Origin of the sequence: Rhodococcus sp. IEGM 1354, from assembly GCF_030056855.1 — a bacterium.
Classification (GTDB): Bacteria; Actinomycetota; Actinomycetes; order Mycobacteriales; family Mycobacteriaceae; genus Rhodococcoides.
Genome location: NZ_JASHKT010000003.1, coordinates 99838 through 118965 on the forward strand (window position 1 = coordinate 99838; position 19128 = coordinate 118965).

Sequence of the window (19128 nt, forward strand, 5' to 3'; positions counted from 1 at the left end):
GTGGTCGTTGCCGAGTTGCTGCTTCACACGTAGAAGTCCAGTTCTTCCTGTTGCTTGAGCAGGTCGCGCATCCGGTACGGATCATCGCCGAAGAAGTACAGCAAGCCCCAGTGGGTACCGAAAGCCGTTCTCTTGGTGACGGTTTCCTCGACCGGTGCCGACAGGTCGTTGGTCTCGTAATAGTCGTCGTCGGCGGTGATGGCGGGTATGACGAGATCGCTGACGACGCGTCGGCGCGGGTACACCCCGAAACATCCGGCGACACCGGTGGCGTCGACAACCTCCTTCGGGAAGAAGGCGTCGATCTCCTCCTCGGTGGTTTTCGGATCGAACGCCAACGCCAGACCCTGGTACGCATTGAAGCCGTAGGCCCGCTCCAGGAGCTCGAACACCTTGAAACCAGGTGGGCGGTAGGCGACTTCACCGAAGTACATCTCGCCGTCACTGGTGACGAAGTACTCGGGATGAATGAAACCGAACTCGATGTCGAAGGTCTTGATCAACTTCTCGATCTGCACCGTGATCTGCTCGCGGTACTTCTCGAGCTCCGGTGTGGCCGGAACGAAGACCGAGTAGCCGAGCGTCACGTACTCGGAAATGTTGAGGAACTTGATCTTGCCGTTGTGAATCCACGCCTCGACGGCGAACTCCCAGCCGTCGAGGTGCGACTCCATCAGCGCTGGAAATTCCTCGTCGGGAATGGAGTCGACCTCGTCGGGGGTGCGAATGACGCGGTGGCCAAGGCAGCCTGCCTTGTCGAATGCCTTGACATGGATGGGGTCGTTCGGGTCACCGTCGAGTTTGAGCAGCGTCTGATTCACGCGGCGCAGGAATCGGGTGACGTCCTCGCGGTCGTGGGCCTCCTCGAAGATGCCGACGCGAATACCACCGAGTTGTGCGCGCCGCTTCATCAAGGACTTGTCTCGGAGCAACATGGCCTGGCCGAACAGTCGCGGATTGCCCATCAGCACCGAGTTGATGGCACCGGCCCACTCGACTGTCTCCTCGTACAGCGGTATCGCTACATCGACGCCTTTGTCTCGGAGAGTCTCCGCGATCTCGAGCGACCTGTCGTTGAGTCGCTCGAAGTTCCACGGTAGGTACGGAATGTCGTGCTCGGTGCAATATGCCTCGGCCCACTCGGGGGCGACGACGACGTAGCGTCGATCGAACTTGTCCAGTGCTTCGACTGCGGCCAAACTCCAGCCCAGCAGTGCTACGAAGCCTTTGTTCGGGTCTTTCTCCAGCCTCGGTGGCCGATCCATGAAGTTCCTTTCCCTTGTGATGCACGGTCGAGGTCCTTCGCTCCACCGTACAGAGGGTGTTCGGTGCCGCTTTCCGGACCCGGTGCTCGGGAAGCCGGGACGCGATGTGAACCGTCCCTCGAACTGTCGGGCCGGATCCTGCGCAGGGCTGGCAATGCGCTCGTTTGCCAGCAAAATGATCGATACGAGATCATAAAAAGTCCAGGTGCACGATTTGCTCGACATTTCGATTCTCGTGAATAGATTTTCGATCCGCAGCAACTAGTTTAATATTTAATCCCGAATTCATGCCGGTCGTATTTCTTTCAATTACGCTTCTGACCTGGAGTTTCATGGTGAATGCGAATTCACTGCGCAATGCCTGACTCATCCCTATGATTCGAGATGCCGGCAATCAATTGTATTAATCCGCCGTGTATCCAATGCGATGTTCGGTCTCTCGAAGGATGAAACCATGACTGTTTCGGGCCGTGCTGTTCTGAAGCGTTCCTTGGTAACGCTCGGAACAACCGTATTACTCTCGGCTTTCGTAGTTCACGCGCCACAGGCCGCGGCCGCCACCTCGGGACAGATCAAGACGCCCGCCGGGTTCTGCCTGGACAACAAGGGCGGTCTCACCGGACAGAACAATCCCGTCCAGATCTGGGATTGCAACGGTACCGGCGCGCAGACATGGACCGGTACCGAGGACGCCACGATTCGAGTGCAGGGCCGGTGCTTGTCACCGGCATCGGGCTACGCGGCGGCCGGCGTCGCGTTGACCACGTGGGCATGCAACGGCAAGCCCGCGCAGCAATGGTCGATCCGTGGCGACGGCTCGATCTCGCTGCTGCAGAAGACCGGCCTGTGCATTCAGAATTCGCGTGAGGTCAACGGAAACCGACCGGTGTTGGCGAAATGCAACGGGTCTGCTGCTCAGAAGTGGATCACCGCGACCACGCCGTTTCCCACGACGCCGCCCACGACGCCGCCCACGACGCCACCGACCACTCCGTCCACCACACCCAGCGGGGTAGCCGCGCCGGTGGGCGACCTACCCGGTTGGAAGCAGATCTTCGTCGACGACTTCGCGAAGCCTTCCGCCGTCGGCAGTTGGGCCAACGAGTGCGACCCCACCAAGATCGTCTACGTCGGTGCTCAGAATCAGAAGTGGCGCACGTACCCCAAGTGCTACAAGGACACCTATCAGAAGCGCCCGTACCGAGCGGACGCCGTGCTGTCCACGCACGACGGCTTGCTCGATTACGGATTGCACAATGTCGACGGCGTCCCGGCCGGTGCCAGCGTCTCGCCGGTGATCAACGCGGCAGGGCAGAATCAGACATACGGAAGATACACAGCACGATTCAAGGTCGATTCGGCAACTCTGGCCGAGTACTACGTTGCGTGGCTGCTGTGGCCGCAGTCCGAAAGATGGCCCGCGGACGGCGAAATGGACTTCCCGGAAGGAAGTCTCGCGGGGCAGGTCGGCGGCTTCCATCACTACTCGGGTGCCGGTTCGTGCGTCGGCGGCTGCCAGGATGTCGCTCGGAACATCGGCGCGAACTTCACCGATTGGCACACGTACACCATCGAGTGGTCCCCGGGCCGCGTTCGCTACATCCTCGACGACACCGTGGTCCTGGACAGCACCAAGTGGGTTCCCTCGGGTCCGATGCGCTGGGAACTGCAGACCGAGACCAACGGCACCGGAAAGAGCAACGGGCATCTGTTGCTGGACTGGGTTTCGGTGTACAGCTGGGTAGGCTGACCCGACCGTGTACCCAATCGATTGGGGCGCGCCATCGAGAGAAGGGGAGCGTCGATGACGGTCGACAAAACCGGTGCCGAGGTCGAGATCGCCCAGCAGGCGGACAGGTTCACGATTTCGGTCGAGGGCACACAGGTCGGCTTCACCGAGTTCGCCGACGACGAGCAGGGCAGGCGCGTCTTCTTCCACACCGAAGTGGATGCGGCCTACGGCGGACGTGGTCTGGCCACGATCGTCGTGCGGCACGCGCTCGATGCGACGCGTTCCGAGAACAAGCACGCCGTTCCGATCTGTCCGTTGGTGGCCGCGTTCGTCGGCGAACATCACGAGTACGACGACATCGTCGAGCCCGTCACGGACGATATTCGCCAGTGGCTGGACGACCAGCAGGGATGATTCGTCGACCGATCGCTGTCGTCGTGCGACGATCTGCAGCATGACCGATCCCGGACACCGCCCCGGTGGCACCCAGCTCTACCGACGGTTGGTCACCCGGTCCGACGGCCCCTTGTCGCCCGTTCGGGCGGCCAGGAGGCTCTCGGCGTACATCTACGGCAACATCCTGGTCCTCGCCGCGGTTGCCGCCTCCACGCCGAGTTCCATCGGGCACGGGACGGCGGCCGTTCTCGTAGCGGCCACCGCGGCAACGACATTTCTCGCGCATGTGTTCGCAGATTTCGTCGCCGGGAGCCAGATCCCGGAGGCGCACGGTGATGCAACGGACGAACAGCGCAAGTTCGAGGCCATCGAGGAATTCCGGGATGCAGTCCCCATTCTGAGCTCCGGGACGTTTCCGGCGGCGATGCTGGCGCTCGGGTGGCTGTCGGTGCTTCCGGCGCAATGGGCCGAACTGCTGGCCGGTGCGGTGATCGTCGTACGAATCGCCACCATACCGATTGTCACGGAACGAATTCGCGGGAACCGCCCGACGTTTCGGGCCCTGGTGATCGGGCTCGCCACTGCCGTCGTCGCGGCTCTCATCGTGCTGGCGAAGGTCTTCTTGGGCCACTAGCTGCACCTCGTGGACGGATCAACCGCCGAACTCGGCGTGCAGCTCCGGCAGAAAACCAGCGAGGTGGTTCATCTCCTGTCCGCAGTGCAGCAGCAGATCTCGGGCGAGGTCGAGTCCGAGAACGAGGTCGCTCGGATCCACGGACGCACCCCGGCGAACTGCGCACACGGCCTGCTTCGGATCGGGAACGTGCAATCCTCGCAGGTTCAGATAGAAGCGGCTGCGCATCTCGGCACCGCCCTGCATCGGCCGAACCTGATGGGCGAGCCAGCCCAGATCCACCGGTGCGATGGAACTTCCCACTCGGCCGAAGATGACCGTCTGGTCTGCGGGAACGTCGAAACCGTGCGCAACAGGGTCACGGAAGCCGATACCCAGCTGCTGAAGCTTCGCGCCGACGTACTCGTCGACGAACGATGTGTTGCCGATGTACTTCGCCCTGTCCGGAATCGCATGCGCCGACCGGTCCTCGGCGAGAGCGGCGTGGAGGTGGGCATCGGGGTGCCACAGTTTGTAACGAGCCGCTTCGGCGGAATGCCAACCGAACCACCAGTCCCACATCGCTGCCGTGACCCGGGGCATCGCGGTGCGCACCGCCACGAACGTCATTCCGTCGTCGCGTCGTCCGTAACCGGTTTCGATCGCCGAATATCCCGTCGGCGCGAGATCGGTTGTGATGGAGTCGAAGTGCGGGACCCACTCGGGCCTTATCGGCGGCCCACCGACCGCGTCGGTCACGACGACCGGCGCCGGTGTCGTCCGTTCGGCGAAGAAATGGGCATAGGGCCGTCCGCGGTCGAGGTCGCGGTAGCCCTGGTACCGCTCGTCGCAGCTTTCGCTCGAACCGGTGCCGGGAGCTGCGACCGCTCGTGCTGCGGGGCCGAGCGCAGCCGTGGCTGCAGCCGCGGCGAAACCGACCATGATTCGTCGCCGGGACGGGCCGCGATTCATCGGACGGGTTTCCTCAACATCGGTTGAGACTACGACGTGACTTCGGTGACTGTCAATGGTGGGGCACTAGACTCCGTGGTATGAGTCCTGCCCGTCCCAAGGACGACGAGTCGAGAGTGCGTCGGCGCGACGAAATCGCCGCGGCAGCAATCGAAGTGTTGGCAACGCAAGGTTTCCGCGGCTTGACGCACCGGGCGGTCGACGCTGCAGCAGGATTGAGCCCCGGGTCGGTCAACTACCATGCACCCACTCGTGGACGACTGTTGCACCTGGCGCTCGAGCTGTTGTTCGCCCGCGACTACGACACTGCCGGCGCGACCTTCGGTGGTCTGGTCGACGTCAAACCACTCACCGTCGACATCGTCGTGAACCGCATCATCGACTTCATCGAGGCGATGACCACCGGAGAAGCGACGAAAAGGGTGATCGCGCGCAGCATCCTGCTCGGTGAGGCGCAACACGATCGGGAAATCCGCGATCTGTTCGACTCCCAGAGGGCCGCGTTCGTCGCGTACACCCAGTGGATAGTCGCGTCGTTGGAATCCGAAGACCCCCAGGGGGATGCGGAGATGCTCGTGGTCATGATCGAGGGTCTCGTGGGGAGGCAGGTGCTGATCGGATCGCGGCTGCCACGTCCCGTCGTCGACCGAATGCTGCGCAAGATCGTCGGCGCATCCCCGATGGTCACCGATCAGCCGAGCAGCGAGTTTCGTTCGGTGTGAGTGAACGTGAAGATCGTCGCGCCGAAGCTGATGAGTGCAGTGAGCAGTAGCACCTGCGGCCCGGTGATCACGACGCCGATGAACGCACCGACAGCACCTCCCGCTGCGAAGGACCCCAGAAGTGTTGCGTAGCAGAGCCAGTCGTAGTGGGTTCCGCCGCCGAAGAGGTGACGCTCGATTCCCTGGCCGAGTTTGACCACTGTCCCCGTGACGTAACTGAGCGGGATGTACGTCTCTTCCTTCTTCGTGAACGCGGTGTTCAATGCGCCGAGCGCGAAGGCAACGAGGAGGATCGGGTAGAAATTCACGTTGGCCGACGACCACCCGGAGACGGCGATGTCGATCATCCCTGCTGCGGCGAGCGCGATCGTGGTCAGCACCGTCGCTCCATGGGGGTGGTTGGACCAGTAACGACGTCGGCAGATCGACGAGACGATCACGCCGCCGAGAAACGCCGCCATGAGTGCCAACGCTGCCCAAGGTGACGCCCCAGGTGCTACCTCCTTGCCCTCCGGATGTCCGAAGTGCCCGACGACGGCACGTTCGGTGTTGCCGGTCATGAAGGTCACGAAGTAGCCGGCGGAATGCAGGAACGCGACCGCACCCACCATGCCTGCCAGTCCGGACAGGACCCAGGACAGACGAGCTTCGGCGCCGACGGCTGTTTCGCGGCTGATCGCCAAGGGGGAAGTCATGACTCGATTCTCCGGGCGTGAGCCGCGTCGGCAAATCTTTGAGTCATCGGTCACACAGACGCAGTCGGGTGGCTGCTCGCCACCATCCCGCGGTGCATCACCCGGTTGCCGACCACCCCGCTGTGATCGGCGCGGTGCATCACACACCTGTTGTCCCACATCACCATGTCGTCGGGGGACCAGCTGTGCCGCAGCAGGTTGTCCTCCCGGGTGGAATGCTCCACGAGGTAGCGAACGGTGTCTCGTGCTTCGTCTTCGGTCATTCCGCTGATCGCGACACAGCGAGCGGGAGCGGACAGCGACAGTGCCGTACGTCCCGATACCGGGTGAACGGCGAAGAGGGGATGGTCGGCCGAAGAGTCGGAATCCGACGCCACGCCGGTCACTCGGTGCGTCACCGTGCGCCCGGCCAGATGCTCCTTCATCTCTGCCGGAAGCGTTTCGTATGCGGCGTATTGGTCGCTGAACAACGTACTGCCGCCGGCTTCGGGTACTTCGACCGCGCGTAACGCGGTGTAGGCGGGTGGCTTCGGAATGTAGGTGGTGTCGACGTGGAACGTGGACTTCGGCGGCGTGGAGCGGCCGACATTGCTGACGACGTTCAGATCCGGACAGCCGGGAACAGGCGTCTCACCCTCGGTGAACATCAACTCTCCGAACCGGCGCAGGAACGCCAGGAAATGCTGATCGTCGACGGGTTGGTTCGGCAGGATCAACACCCCGTGTTCGGCAAGAAGCTCTCGAAGATGCTCTACCGAAACCGATTCCAAGTTCAGATCGGCGATCTCGATTCCCAACGTCATGACGACGACTCCTTCACCGGCAGTTCTTCGAGCGCGAATGCGAACAATTCTTCGACGGCGATGCCCGCGGCCGAGGCCATCACCGCCAACACGCTGGACGGCGAATAGGAGCAGTAGAGGCTGGCTTCGAGAAACCATGGCTCGCCGTCCGGGTCGATGCGGAAGTCGAACAGGCCGTAGTGGCGACATCCCAGTGCGACGTGACTCGATCGTGCTGCTGCCCAGACCTTTTCGGTGATCGGATCCGTGACGTCGACCGTCCATGCCCTGGTCTGTTCCTTCGCCACCAGGTAGAGATCGCCGTCGGATGTGCGATTCAACTTGTCCGCACTACTGCGGACGGAGTCGACGGCGTACTCCTCGAGGGGCAAGCACACCAGTTCGCCATCTCGGACGATGATCCCGCACCGAACTTCACGACCCAGTGGAACGTACGTCTCCACCAGTGCAGCAGACGAATACGTCAGAGCCTCTCGAATCGCGGGGGCCAGACCGGCGGGCTCGTGGACCAGCGAGACACCCATCGAATTGTCCGAATCCACGGGCTTGACCACGACCGGCAGGGCGAGGTCCATCACGTCGTCGGAGGATCTGACGACCACGCCTTCGGGAACACGCACGCCGGCTGCCGCGACGACGGCGCGGGCGCGGGCCTTGTTCGCCGTCAATGCCATGAGGTCCGGACCGTTGCCGGGGTAGGGCACTCCCAGTAGATCGAACAGGCCGCGGTACGTCGTCATACCCGGCATACAGAACATTTGCGGAACCATGACGTCGAAGTCTCGCACCGCAATGTGCTCCACCGCCTGTGCCAACGGCATCTGCTGCGCCGCAGCAATACTCGAATCGTCGAGACCGGTGGGGAAACTCCAGAGGCCGCCGGGAGAGACGAACGCGATCTCGAAACCGTACGTGGGGTCGTTACCTAGGGCGTCCAGGAAACCGCCGGCGTAGACCCGAGAGAGGTCACTGTGAAAGCGGTCCACCGAGGACCCGACGAGCACCACGACCGACAACGTCATCAGTCGCCTCCGTTCTCCACGAGTTTGCCGATGTTGAAATCGATTCGGGACCAGCCACGCCGCTCGCGGAGGTTCCGGATCAGCAACGAGGGAATCTGAAGATGATGTACCAACAGATACGGCAGCGGATCCCAACCGGTGAGGATGGCGTCCTTGCCTCGAAAGATGGTGCGGAGCCGAGATGCTCGATCACCCTCGGTGATCAGACGCCACACCTCGTGGTAGATCCAGTACGTCGGCCGGGCCGTCGCACGCGGCACGATCTCGGCATGTCCGTCGTCGAGGTACGCGGCAGCCAGTTCGGGGTGGTCGTAGAACATCGTGATAGCCGAGTGGGTGCGCGGGTTGCATTCGATGGCGTAGATCCGGCCGTCGGCGGAGGACTCGATGAAGTCGAACGACAGCTGCCCGGTGGTGTCGAGCGAGGAGACGAAAGTGGTGACCCAGGTGTGGATTTCGGGCTTGTCGACCATCTCGTAGTTGACCTGGAAGGCCGACGACGCACAGCAGCCGTACACCTGTAGGCGACCCTCACGCACCGTGCCGTGCGTGCAGTACTCCTGTCCGGCGATGAACTCCTGCAGAATCCACGGGTCGTCCTCGGTGATGTGCAGGCTCCGGGCGAAGGAGGAGTTGCGTTCCGGCGTGTGCGCCGTCAACCGCGTCAGATCCATTCGGCCGACCGGGTTGTACGAGATCCGCTTGAGGATGTACTCACGGCCCGGCGCAAACTCGAACTCGTCGATCTGGGCGGGGTCGGTGATACGTCTGAAGTCGGGAACGCGTAGTCCCAATGACGCTGCGTGCTCCGAGAATCGGGACTTGTCGTCCACCATTCGCACGACATCCGCGCCGCCGTGGATCACCTCGCAGTGCGCATCGAGGAGTGCACGCGCGTCCGCGTCGTGAATACTCGCGGCCGGGCTTGCCACGGGCACGAATACATCGACGCCCTCGCGGTGAACGATGTCCAGCAGAGCCTGCGCATATCCCGAATCACCCGGGTCGGGAATGCAATGGAAGCGGTCGACAGCGCGGGAGAAACGATGTCCGGTCCAGCGGTACTTCGCCGATTCCACGAGGATCACCCGATGGCCGGCGAGATGGAAGGACCGTGCGAGTTGCAAGGCCTTGGTCATCTTGCCGCCACTGATCAGAACCGTTCTGGGCGAATCGGTTCGACGGGTGGCAGGCCGGGTACCCCGCAGCGCCACCACCCCCACCGCCGCGAGATCGACGGGGAGGGTGACCGTGAGGCCGATCAGTGCTGCGACGGTGCGGATCATGCGCGCCGAATCAGCGTCACGCCGTCGCGCAAGGGAATCAGAACCTGTTGCACGCGAGGGTCGTTCGCGACGTAGTCGTTGAATTCGGCGATGGCCCGGCCGTTATCGCTCCGCTGTGCCGTGTAGGGCTGTCCCTGCAACAGGGTGTTGTCGACGGCGATCACGGCACCGTCGGAGAGCAGCTCGCTGTCGAGCAGATGCTCCAGGTACCCGCGATATCCGGTCTTGTCGGCGTCGATGAACACCAGGTCGAACGTCCCGTCGAGCCGGCGAAGAGTGTCGAGCGCGGGCCCCACCTCCACCGTGATGGCGGATCCTGCTGTCGATTCCGCGAAGCAGGACTGCGCGAATTCGGCGACGTACGGATCCACTTCGCAGGCGACGACCTCGCCGCCTGCGGGCAGCGCCTCGGCCATCGCCAGCGCCGAGTAACCGGTGAACATACCGATCTCGAGCACCCGCGTCGCCCGGGTCATGTGCACGAGAAACGCCAGGAAGCGTCCCTCCACATGGCCGGAGAGCATTTCCATCTCCAGGGGCCCGGAACCGGAGACCACGTCACGGGATCTCCAGTCCGCAGAGCGGGTCCGCGACGCCAACGTGGCCAGTGCCGCAGATTCGGAGGTGGTGCAGATGTCGAGATACGGGTCGAGTCCCGCGGCGAGATCGCGGGCCCGATGAACACGGGTGGTCAGCTCGCCCGTCGCCCCGGCGTCGAGCAGCGCGGCTATCTCGCCCAGTTCGCGCGCCAGGATGGTCGTCGGGGTGACCGGTCGTGGTTCCACAGTCACGGTGTCGGAGCGGTGAACATGTCGAGACCCTCGCCCGCCCGTGGGAAGTCCAGGCAGATCTTCTTGTGCAAGGTCAGCACATCGGCCAGCTCGTTCGCATCCAGATCGTTGAGGAAACGGCAGGATCCGATCGGGTCGGGTACTGCCGCGCGCAGAATCCCGTCCCGGGTCTTGAGGATCGATGCCGTTGCCTCGGAGAGCAATTCGGGTGTCAAGTACGGGCTGTCGAGCGCCAGCCCGATGCTGCTCATGACTCCGAGCACGCGGTCACGGTCGGCCGCGGACAGGTGGCCGCGTTGCTCGGCGACCGTGGTCGACAGGGCCATGTCGATGTTGATGGCGTGGCCGTGGAAGAACGGTGCGGGCGGCGTGAGCTCGAGAGTGGGGCTCCACGTGTGGCCGAAGGCGATGACGCGGTCGAGGTCGATCTCGTGGAGATTGGGGGCCTCTAGCTCGAGCATGGTCGCGATGGCCGAGTACGTCAGACGGTCGGCCACCGAACGCAATTCGGGTGTTCCGTCGAGGTGGCCGAAGCGGGTACGTAGCAGTTCCGGGCCGTACTGCTCGAGCAATTCGAAGATCTCCAGGTTGCCGACGACAGAGATCTTGATCAGCTCCGCCATCCCGTTCCGAACCTGATCCTCGGGCAGTGTGCCGAGGAACGAGAAGTCGAGGAGCACCTTCTGCGATGCATGGTATGCACCGAGGCGGTTCTTGTGCTTTCCGTAGTTGACGGCGACCTTGATCGACACGCTTGCGTCGATCAGGCCGATCAACGTCGTGGGAATACGGATGTACGGGGTGTTGCGTCGGTAGCTGGCGCAGGCGAAACCTGCTACGTCCGTGGTCAATCCACCACCGACTACCAGAACCGGCTCGGTGCGGACCAGGCCGAAGGCGTCGAATTCACCGACGATGCGCTCGAATGTCTCCAGCGACTTCGCTGTCTCCGCGATGTGAACCGGAACCACCGTCAGTGCGATCTCGTGATGATCGAAATATGCGCTGATCCGGTCGCCGTAGATGTCGTGCACGGATTCGTCGACGACCATCAGCGCGCGACCGTACGGCCGGTAGCTGTCGGCCAGTTCGGTGTTCTCGATCGCGAACACTCCGTCGACGTAGATCAGGTCGTACTCGATGCGCTCGTAGCCTTCGACGCGAAACGACCTGTCTCCGGCGACGACCTGGGCCTGAAGATTGCTCACAATTACTCCTGGGTGGATGAAGGGTCAGGCTGCGATCAGAGCGCGGACACGCTCGGGATCGAGTGCATCGACGGTGTCGGTGGCCGAGCCGAAGTCGGTACCGGCAGTGTTCTCGTTGGGGAACGCGACACAGGTGACGCCCGCTGCTGCCGCCGCCTGCACTCCGCCGGCGTTGTCCTCGATGGCCACACTGTCGGACGCGTTCTCGCCCAACGTCTTCAATGCGAATTCGTATGACGCGGGATCGGGCTTGCCCGCATCGACCGACGAGGCGTCGACGATGATGTCGAACGAGTCGGCGGTCAGTTCGGGAGACAGTGCTGCGAGCAGTGCGTCGATGTTCTCGCGCGAGGTCGTGGTCACGAACCCGACCTTCAACCCGTTCGCTTTCGCGGAGTCGATCGTGTCGGCCACGCCCGGTCGCGTCTTGACGTCGGATTCGCCGATCAGCCGCTGGAAGATCTCGGACTTGGTGGCGTGCACGGCGGCCGCGTCCACCTCGGTTCCGGTGCTCGACGCGTATTCGCTGATGCGGTCGGCACCGCCGTTCGATCCGAGCATGGACCGGTAGTCGTCCTGCGACCAGTTCCAGTTCAGATCGTGGGCGGCGAAGGCCTCGTTGAACGAGCGTCGCTGCAGCTCGGAGGTGTCGACGAGAGTGCTGATGGAGCCGAACAGAATTGCGGGCATGGGTGCCTTTCGGAGCGAGAGACGTTGTACCAGCAAATGTCTCGCGCCAGCGCGATGGGTGGGTTGGTTCGGGGGGTATGCCCCATCGGCACCGAAAGGGAAACCTTCGAATTTTCTACGGTGCGCTCGCCTGTTCGTCGCGCAGTATCGGAGCGGCCAGAACCGTCGGTGCGGATCGCCCGCGAAGGGTCACGGACCGACCCGATTGCCACAGTTGCTTCTCGTCCGAGGTCGCGTGTTCGAGCACCGTCGACGATGTGAGGACGTCGGTGTCGGGGTCGTCCTTGGCCAGATCGGTGAGCCGGGCCGCCTGATTCACGGTGTCGCCGATGACGGTGTACTCGAAACGGGACTCGGCCCCGATGTTGCCGGCGATCACCGGCCCGTATGTGACGCCGATGCCGATCTCGAATCCGCCGTCGGCCCGAAGCGCTGCGGCGAGGGTGCGTGCAGTGCGCAGCGCCGCGGTGGCCGGGTCGGGATGGTCGACCGGAGCGCCGAAGATCAGCAGGGCGGCATCGCCCTCGAACTTGTTGACGAAGCCGCCGTTGCGCTCGCCGTGTTCGACGACCACTGCGAAGAATCGGTTGAGCAGGTCCACCACCGTCTCGGCGGACTCGCGTTCGGCCAGTGCGGTGGAGCCGACCAGGTCGATGAACAGGACGGCGACGGTTCGGTTTTCGCCGCCGAGACGGGGCGCGCTGGCCAACGCGCGCTGGGCGACATCGTGGCCCACATGCCGGCCGAACAGCGAGCGGAGTCGTTCGCGCTCGTCGAGACCGACGACCATCTTGTTGAACCCGTTCTGCAGTCTGCCGATTTCGGAGGCGTCGTAGACGTCGACGCGGGTATCGGTGGCACCGGCCTCCACTCGCTGCATGGCCGAGCTCACCTGCTGCAGCGGATCGGACACCGAGCGACCGACGAGGAACATGCCGCCGAAACCGACGACGAGGGCGATGGCAGAGAGCGAGACCATAGCGGGAGACAGGTCGACGTCCGGGGGGATGACGGTATCGATCAGTCTGCCGAGTCCGATCAGCCCGAGACCCAGGATGGGAATGGCCGTACTCAGTACCCAGATCAGAACGACGCGCAGTTTCACGCCGAGCGCCGCCGTGTCGGTGACCTCGCCGACCTCCATCACGGCCGCGGTGATCGGACGCAGACAGCGCTCGGCCACAAGATAGCCCAGTGAGCAGGTCGCCAGTCCGCCGAAACTGACGGCGATGGCCACGATGATCGACAGCGCAGCCCCGGCCGAGGCGTTGACACCGACGAACACCGCAACACCGAGCGCCCACAACAGAACGTGCACGCCGAGTTGCCGAAGAGGGAGCCGAATCACGGCGATCGTGGTCTCGTCCGACGGCGTTCCGCCGGTGTGCAGCCACAGCACGAGCGGCTTCGCCACGTGGAGACCGAGCGCGATGCCGAGCCCGATGGCGACGGGCAGGTAGACGAAGAACGCCAGGTAGTTGCGGTCGGACAAAATCTCTTCGGAGCCGATCGGCAGGGGCAGGATGAACCGCGCCAACACGAAGACGATGACCGCCCCGATGGCGTTGGCCGACACCATTCCCGCCGCGTAGAGCCGCATCGGGGTGTGGGTCAGTGCAGAGCGTAGAGGTGCGATCACCGAGGATCTCCGTTTCTGTGGTCGCTCGAACTGTAGGGGCTCGGCCCGGCACACCGACGGTGGATTCCGAGGAACCACTACCTGTGTCCGCAAGTACCTGGTAATCTCCGTAACAGCTAACCACTCCTGTTCGACGATGAAAGGAACGACGGCGATGACCAGCACACTCTCCAGGAACGATGTCCTCGAGCCCGAGGATGTTTCCGCACGTCTGCTCGATTCCGCCGCCCAGCTGTCGTACGACCCGGCCGAAGAGGTCGACTGGGAGGCCGATCTCGATCCGTCCCTCTACGGCCTCAATCCGGAGTGGAGCACGCTCTACGGCACGAAGTTGTGGGACGAGATGAGCGAGGAACAGCGCATCACGCTCACTCGCCACGAGGTCTGCTCGATCATGAGCACCGGCATCTGGTTCGAGATGATCCTGCAGCAGATGGTGTTGCGCGATCAGTACTGCAAGGACTCGTCCAATTCGGATTTCCAGTTCGCGCTCACCGAGATCGCCGACGAGTGCCGTCACTCGATCATGTTCGCGCGGGCTTGCCAGAAGATGGGCATCAAGGCCTACCTGCCGCGCCGGTCGAGCATCGAGCTCGGCCGTGGATTCAAGGCATTGGCATCCGCCGAGGTCGCCTACGGCGGCATCCTCGTCGCCGAAGAGGTGCTCGACGTCATGCAGCGCGACTGGATGCGCGGCGAGAACGTGCTTCCGCTCGTGCGTACCACCAGCAAGATCCACGTCGTCGAGGAATCGCGACACATGACGTTCGCGCGCGCACAGATGCGTGAAGACATCGAGGGAAAGAGCCCGGCTCGCCGCAAGGCCAGCGCGCTCGTCGTCGCGATCGCCGCTCGGCTGATCGTGTCCAACATGGTCAACAAGGAGGTCTACGCAGCAGCGGGCCTCGATGTCGACCGTGCGGTGAAGGAAGCGAAGAACAATGCCCACCACCACACGATGATGCGCACCTCGAGCGAGCATCTGATGGCATTTCTTCTCGACTGCGGTTTGGTCACCAAGCCGGCCGAGATGATCTACCGTCGCTTGCACATGCTCTGACCACTCATTTCGAGGCCGTGAAGGACATCCGATAACCCATGCCGTTCGCGATCACGCAGAACTGTTGCAACGACGCATCCTGCCTGTCGGTGTGCCCCGTCAACTGCATTCATCCGACGCCGGACGAGCCGGATTTCGGCAAGACCGAATTGCTCTACATCGATCCGCGCTCGTGCATCGACTGTGGGGCCTGTGCCGACGCGTGCCCGGTCGACGCGATCACCCGGGTGTCCCGGTTGACTCCGGACCAGCAGATCTACGCCGAGATCAACGCGGATTACTACCGCGACAAGCCGGCCGTAGCGGAGTGGGGTGAGCCGCGCTTTCCGGTGGCGACGGTCAACGAGCTGCCTCCGGTCAGCATCGCCATCGTGGGCACCGGTCCGGCGGCCTGCTACACCGCGCAAGCCCTGCTACGCGTGCCCGGAACCACGATCACGTTCTACGACCGGCTGCCGACCGCAGGCGGTCTGGCACGCTACGGCGTCGCACCGGACCACCTCGGCACTCGACGCATCAGCGAGCACTTTCGCGGAATCTTCGCGCACCCACGCGTGACGATGAAGCTCGGCACCGAGGTGGGCAAGGACGTCGATCACGTCGAGTTGGCTCGAAAGTTCGACTCCGTCGTCTATGCCGTCGGTGCCGACAAGGACCGAGCGCTCGACATTCCCGGTATCGATCTCGGCAATTCGGTCAGCGCGCGCACCCTGGTCGGCTGGTACACCGGCCATCCCGACATCCCCGCCGACGCCATCGACCTCACGGGCGTCGACCGCGTCACCATCATCGGTAACGGCAACGTCGCTCTCGACGCCGCACGTATTCTCACGGCCGATCCCGATTCCCTGAACGGAACCGAGATCGCCCCGCACGCGCTGGCCGAGCTCCGTCGCAATCGCGTACGAGAAGTGGTCGTGCTGGCTCGACGAGGCCCGGAGTTCGCGGCTTTTACACGATCGGAGTGCAAGGCGCTCGTCGACCGCGCCGGAGTCGACGTCGTCGTCGCGGGACCGGACGGAATCGTCGACGCGATCGACAGGCTCCCGCTGTCGGCCCCTGCATCGGCGTTGGCCGGTGCGGCCCGAGTCGATCTCGGATCCGGCGCGCACGGGCGTCGCATCGTGTTCGCATTCGGGCGGGCACCTGCTGCTGTGCGCGGGCAGGGCTCGGTGGAGTCCATCGAGGTGGGTGTGGGTGAACACGCGGTCACTCTCTCGACGGAGCTGGTTCTGCTCGCGATCGGTTATCGCGGAACACCGTCGCCGGGCGTCCCGTTCGACGACATCACCGGCACCATTCGCAACGACGGCGGCCGGATCACCGCTGCCGACGGCACTCCGGTTCCGGGTAGTTACGTAGTCGGCTGGGCCAAACGGGGTGCCACGGGCGGCATCGGCGACAACAAGATCGACGCAGAGGAAACGGCCGAGGCCTTGCTCGCCGACGTTCCCACCCGGGGGCCGGCGCGCCCGGTCGGCTGGTACGGCAAAGTGAGCGCCGCTCTCGGTGATCGAGTCTCGCGGACCCGCTGACCGGCGGTAACTCCCCGTTCTGTTCACATTGTGTAGCAGTCTGATTCGAGTCTGCGCGATTCGTACGCACGGCGAGCTTCTCGGAGTTACCGTTGAGTATGGCTGAACGGGGGGCCAAGCCCCAGGTTTCTTTTGTAAGACGGACGATGCTGCGCGCAGTCCGATCATTGTTCAATCCGCTCCGGCCTGACGACTACTTGTCGATGATCAATCCGCTGTGGACCACGCGCGAACTTCGGGGGAAGGTCGAGCGAGTGGTTCCCGAGGGGTCCGAGGCCGTGTCGGTGTACATCCGTCCCGGTTTCGAGTGGCAGGGTCACACGCCGGGCCAGTACGTACGGCTCGGGGTGCTCATCGACGGCCGCTATCACTGGCGGGCGTACTCCCTGACGTCCGATCCGGACCCCGACGACGGGTTGGTCAGCGTCAGTCCCAAGCTGGTGCCGTCGGGCACGGTCTCGCCGTATCTGGTGGGCACCATCAGAACCGGTGACATCGTGCGACTCAGCGAGGTGGAGGGTGAATTCACTCTGCCGAGCCCCGTACCGGACAAGATGGTGTTCATCAGCGCCGGCAGTGGCATCACGCCGATCATCAGCATGTTGCGCGCCCTGGATCATCACGATCAGGTCCGTGACGTCGTCGTGGTGCACTCGGTGCACAACCGTGAACAGTTGATGTTCGCGGACACGCTCGAGGAGTTGGAAGCCAAGCACGACGGGCTGACGGTGAAGCTTCGCATCACCAGTGACGAAGGTCGGATGAAGGCGTCGGAACTGGATGAATTGGTCCCGGATTGGCGTGAGCGAGAAGCATTCTGCTCCGGTCCGGGTGAACATCTGGACGATCTGCGCTCCTACTGGAGGGACCAGGGAGAGTCGGATCGATTCAATTACGAGAGTTTTCAGCCGGTCATCGGCGGCGGAGACGACGCTGGTGAGGGCGGTACCGTTCGCTTCGTCAACAGCGAGAAGGACGTCGAATGCGACGGCGGCACAACGATTCTCGCCGCCGGCGAGGAGGCCGGTCTGGATTTGACGTACGGCTGCCGGATCGGCATCTGCCATACGTGCGTAGGTACCCTGAGGAAGGGGCGTTTACGTGACCTACGTAACGGGGATATCTCCGAACCTACGGGGCAAGCGGTTCGGATCTGTGTCAACACTGCTGAGGGCGACATCGAAATCGAACTCTGATCTTCCATTCGAACAGGGGAATGTATGTCTATCGACGAAACCACCAGGCGCGCCACCGACACCGATGAGCCGGTGAACCCGTTGGCGCACCTGAGCGACGAGACGATCGCCGAACTCGCCAAGGAATTCGACGCCATTCACGACGAGGTGTACTCCAGCCTCGGTGACAAGGACCGCAAGTACATCACTTCGGTGATCGCAGCCCAGCGTCAGCTGCTGGTCGCCGGTCGCGTGCTGTTGCTCGGCTCCACCAGCAAGCCGGCGTGGCTGGCCGGTACCGCATGCCTCGGGATCGCGAAGATCCTCGAGAACATGGAGATCGGCCACAACGTCATGCACGGCCAGTGGGACTGGATGAACGATCCGGAAATCCACTCTTCCGTGTGGGACTGGGACACCGCATCCACCGCCAACTCGTGGAAGCACTCGCACAACTACGTGCACCACACTTACACGAACATTCGCGGCAAGGACAAGGATCTCGGCTACGAGATCATGCGTATCGATCCGCGGCAGAAGTGGAGCCCCGTCTACCTGGCCCAGCCGTTCTACAACGTGCTGCTGATGGCGTTCTTCGAGTGGGGCGTCGCTCTGCACGATCTCGATATCGAGGCAATTCGCCGCGGTGAGAAGCCGGTCAAGGAACTCGTCGAGGATCTCAAGGGCATCGGCGTCAAGGCACGCAAGCAGTTCGTCAAGGACTACGTGGGCTGGCCGCTGATCAGTGCCGGGGCATTCGCGCTGGCGCAGCTCGCATCGGGCGGTCGTCTGCCCGAGAGCAAGAGGTCACGTCTGGCGTCCAAGCTGCGTGGGTCGTCTCGATTCGGCAAGAACCGTAAGACCGCAGCGTTGCTGGATTCACGCCTCAGTGGTGTCGAGAGCACGTTCCTCTCGACGGTGGCTGCCAACTTCACCGCGAACATCATCCGCAACGTCTGGTCGAACGCGATCATCTTCTGCGGTCACTTCCCGGATCAGGCATACACCTTCAGCCAGGAAGAGGTGGAGAACGAGACCCGTGGCGGATGGTACGTGCGTCAGCTGGTGGGCGCCGCCAACATCGACGGCGGACCGTTGTTCCACCTGATGAGCGGCAACCTGAGCTACCAGGTGGAACACCACCTGTACCCGGATATGCCCAGCACCCGGTACTCGGACGTCGCGCCGAAGATCAAGGACATCTGCGAGCGCTACGAATTGCCGTACAACACCGGACCGTTCTTCCAGCAGTGGGGCATGGTCCAGCGGACCATTGCACGGCTGGCGTTCCCGGGCGGCAAGGTTCGGCCGAAGCCGGGCCCCTACCGTCCCGAGGAGAGCTGGCGTCGGAAGTTCGCCGAGGGTGCCACCAAGGACAGTGAGGCCGCCAAGACTCGCGGTCGCGTACCGGCAGGACATCCTGCGGCGGGACCGGAGCACAACTCCGGCGGCGTCGACGTCCAGCCGCCGCCCCGTGGCGACGACTAGATTTCGTTACCCACACAGCTGACAAGAACCGCGGCC

18 protein-coding genes are annotated in these 19128 nt (G+C 63.4%); 8 read left to right on the forward strand and 10 right to left on the reverse strand.

The annotated features are described in order from the left end of the window. Positions 1 to 23: 23 nt before the first annotated feature. Positions 24 to 1265, reverse strand: coding sequence for an ATP-grasp domain-containing protein (locus QM588_RS07705; protein ID WP_283312462.1), 1242 nt, complete (start codon positions 1263 to 1265; stop codon positions 24 to 26). 454 nt (positions 1266 to 1719) lie between these two features. On the opposite strand from QM588_RS07705, the gene QM588_RS07710 reads away from it, so the two are divergent. The 3 genes from QM588_RS07710 to QM588_RS07720 are packed head-to-tail and all read left to right on the forward strand — an operon-like array spanning position 1720 to position 4027. Further along, positions 1720 to 3015, forward strand: coding sequence for a ricin-type beta-trefoil lectin domain protein (locus tag QM588_RS07710; protein ID WP_283312463.1), 1296 nt, complete (start codon positions 1720 to 1722; stop codon positions 3013 to 3015). Positions 3016 to 3069: 54 nt separating this feature from the next. Continuing rightward, a complete protein-coding gene (locus QM588_RS07715; RefSeq protein WP_283312464.1) occupies positions 3070 to 3411 on the forward strand; it encodes a GNAT family N-acetyltransferase in 342 nt (113 codons plus the stop codon). A gap of 40 nt (positions 3412 to 3451) precedes the next feature. Further along, positions 3452 to 4027 carry a hypothetical protein gene (locus QM588_RS07720; RefSeq protein WP_283312465.1) on the forward strand — a complete coding sequence of 192 codons (576 nt, stop codon included), beginning with the start codon at positions 3452 to 3454 and terminating at the stop codon, positions 4025 to 4027. An 18-nt stretch (positions 4028 to 4045) separates the two neighbouring features. Here the strand turns inward: QM588_RS07720 and QM588_RS07725 are convergent, their stop codons facing one another. Further along, complete coding sequence (locus QM588_RS07725; protein WP_283312467.1) at positions 4046 to 4978, reverse strand: DAPG hydrolase family protein; 933 nt, start codon at positions 4976 to 4978, stop codon at positions 4046 to 4048. A gap of 80 nt (positions 4979 to 5058) precedes the next feature. Here QM588_RS07725 and QM588_RS07730 point away from each other — a divergent pair, with 80 nt between their 5' ends. Then, positions 5059 to 5700 (forward strand): TetR/AcrR family transcriptional regulator, encoded by a 642-nt coding sequence (locus QM588_RS07730; protein ID WP_283312468.1) that lies wholly within the window; start codon positions 5059 to 5061, stop codon positions 5698 to 5700. Here QM588_RS07730 and QM588_RS07735 read toward each other — a convergent pair. The 8 genes from QM588_RS07735 to QM588_RS07770 all read right to left on the reverse strand — a co-directional run bounded on the left by QM588_RS07735 (position 5670) and on the right by QM588_RS07770 (position 13834). Beyond that, positions 5670 to 6395, reverse strand: a complete 726-nt coding sequence (locus tag QM588_RS07735) for a YoaK family protein (RefSeq protein ID WP_283312469.1) — start codon at positions 6393 to 6395, stop codon at positions 5670 to 5672. The genes QM588_RS07730 and QM588_RS07735 overlap by 31 nt on opposite strands. Before the next feature lie 50 nt (positions 6396 to 6445). Continuing rightward, entirely contained in the window at positions 6446 to 7198 is a 753-nt protein-coding gene (locus QM588_RS07740; protein ID WP_283312471.1) for a TauD/TfdA dioxygenase family protein, read from the reverse strand. Then, complete coding sequence (locus QM588_RS07745) at positions 7195 to 8220, reverse strand: D-alanine--D-alanine ligase family protein (RefSeq protein ID WP_283312472.1); 1026 nt, start codon at positions 8218 to 8220, stop codon at positions 7195 to 7197. The genes QM588_RS07740 and QM588_RS07745 overlap by 4 nt, the downstream gene beginning before the upstream one ends. Next, a complete protein-coding gene (locus QM588_RS07750) occupies positions 8220 to 9506 on the reverse strand; it encodes an ATP-grasp enzyme (protein WP_283312473.1) in 1287 nt (428 codons plus the stop codon). The genes QM588_RS07745 and QM588_RS07750 overlap by 1 nt, the downstream gene beginning before the upstream one ends. Further along, entirely contained in the window at positions 9503 to 10291 is a 789-nt protein-coding gene (locus tag QM588_RS07755) for an O-methyltransferase (protein WP_283312474.1), read from the reverse strand. The genes QM588_RS07750 and QM588_RS07755 overlap by 4 nt, the downstream gene beginning before the upstream one ends. Before the next feature lie 2 nt (positions 10292 to 10293). Further along, on the reverse strand, positions 10294 to 11505 hold the full coding sequence (locus tag QM588_RS07760) for a sedoheptulose 7-phosphate cyclase (protein WP_283312475.1): 1212 nt from the start codon (positions 11503 to 11505) through the stop codon (positions 10294 to 10296). Positions 11506 to 11529: 24 nt separating this feature from the next. Further along, the gene (locus QM588_RS07765) at positions 11530 to 12195 is read right to left on the reverse strand and encodes an HAD-IA family hydrolase (RefSeq protein ID WP_283312476.1); all 666 of its coding nucleotides are present in this window, start codon (positions 12193 to 12195) and stop codon (positions 11530 to 11532) included. A gap of 115 nt (positions 12196 to 12310) precedes the next feature. Continuing rightward, on the reverse strand, positions 12311 to 13834 hold the full coding sequence (locus QM588_RS07770) for an adenylate/guanylate cyclase domain-containing protein (protein WP_283312477.1): 1524 nt from the start codon (positions 13832 to 13834) through the stop codon (positions 12311 to 12313). A 154-nt stretch (positions 13835 to 13988) separates the two neighbouring features. Between QM588_RS07770 and QM588_RS07775 the strand changes: the two genes are divergently transcribed. From QM588_RS07775 to QM588_RS07790, 4 genes are all read left to right on the forward strand, one after another. Then, on the forward strand, positions 13989 to 14894 hold the full coding sequence (locus QM588_RS07775; protein WP_032405699.1) for an AurF N-oxygenase family protein: 906 nt from the start codon (positions 13989 to 13991) through the stop codon (positions 14892 to 14894). Between the two features lie 38 nt (positions 14895 to 14932). After that, entirely contained in the window at positions 14933 to 16429 is a 1497-nt protein-coding gene (locus tag QM588_RS07780; RefSeq protein ID WP_283312478.1) for an FAD-dependent oxidoreductase, read from the forward strand. A 98-nt stretch (positions 16430 to 16527) separates the two neighbouring features. Continuing rightward, positions 16528 to 17625 (forward strand): ferredoxin reductase, encoded by a 1098-nt coding sequence (locus QM588_RS07785; protein WP_283312479.1) that lies wholly within the window; start codon positions 16528 to 16530, stop codon positions 17623 to 17625. Between the two features lie 24 nt (positions 17626 to 17649). Beyond that, the gene (locus QM588_RS07790) at positions 17650 to 19092 is read left to right on the forward strand and encodes a fatty acid desaturase family protein (protein WP_283312480.1); all 1443 of its coding nucleotides are present in this window, start codon (positions 17650 to 17652) and stop codon (positions 19090 to 19092) included. Positions 19093 to 19128 lie beyond the last annotated feature (36 nt).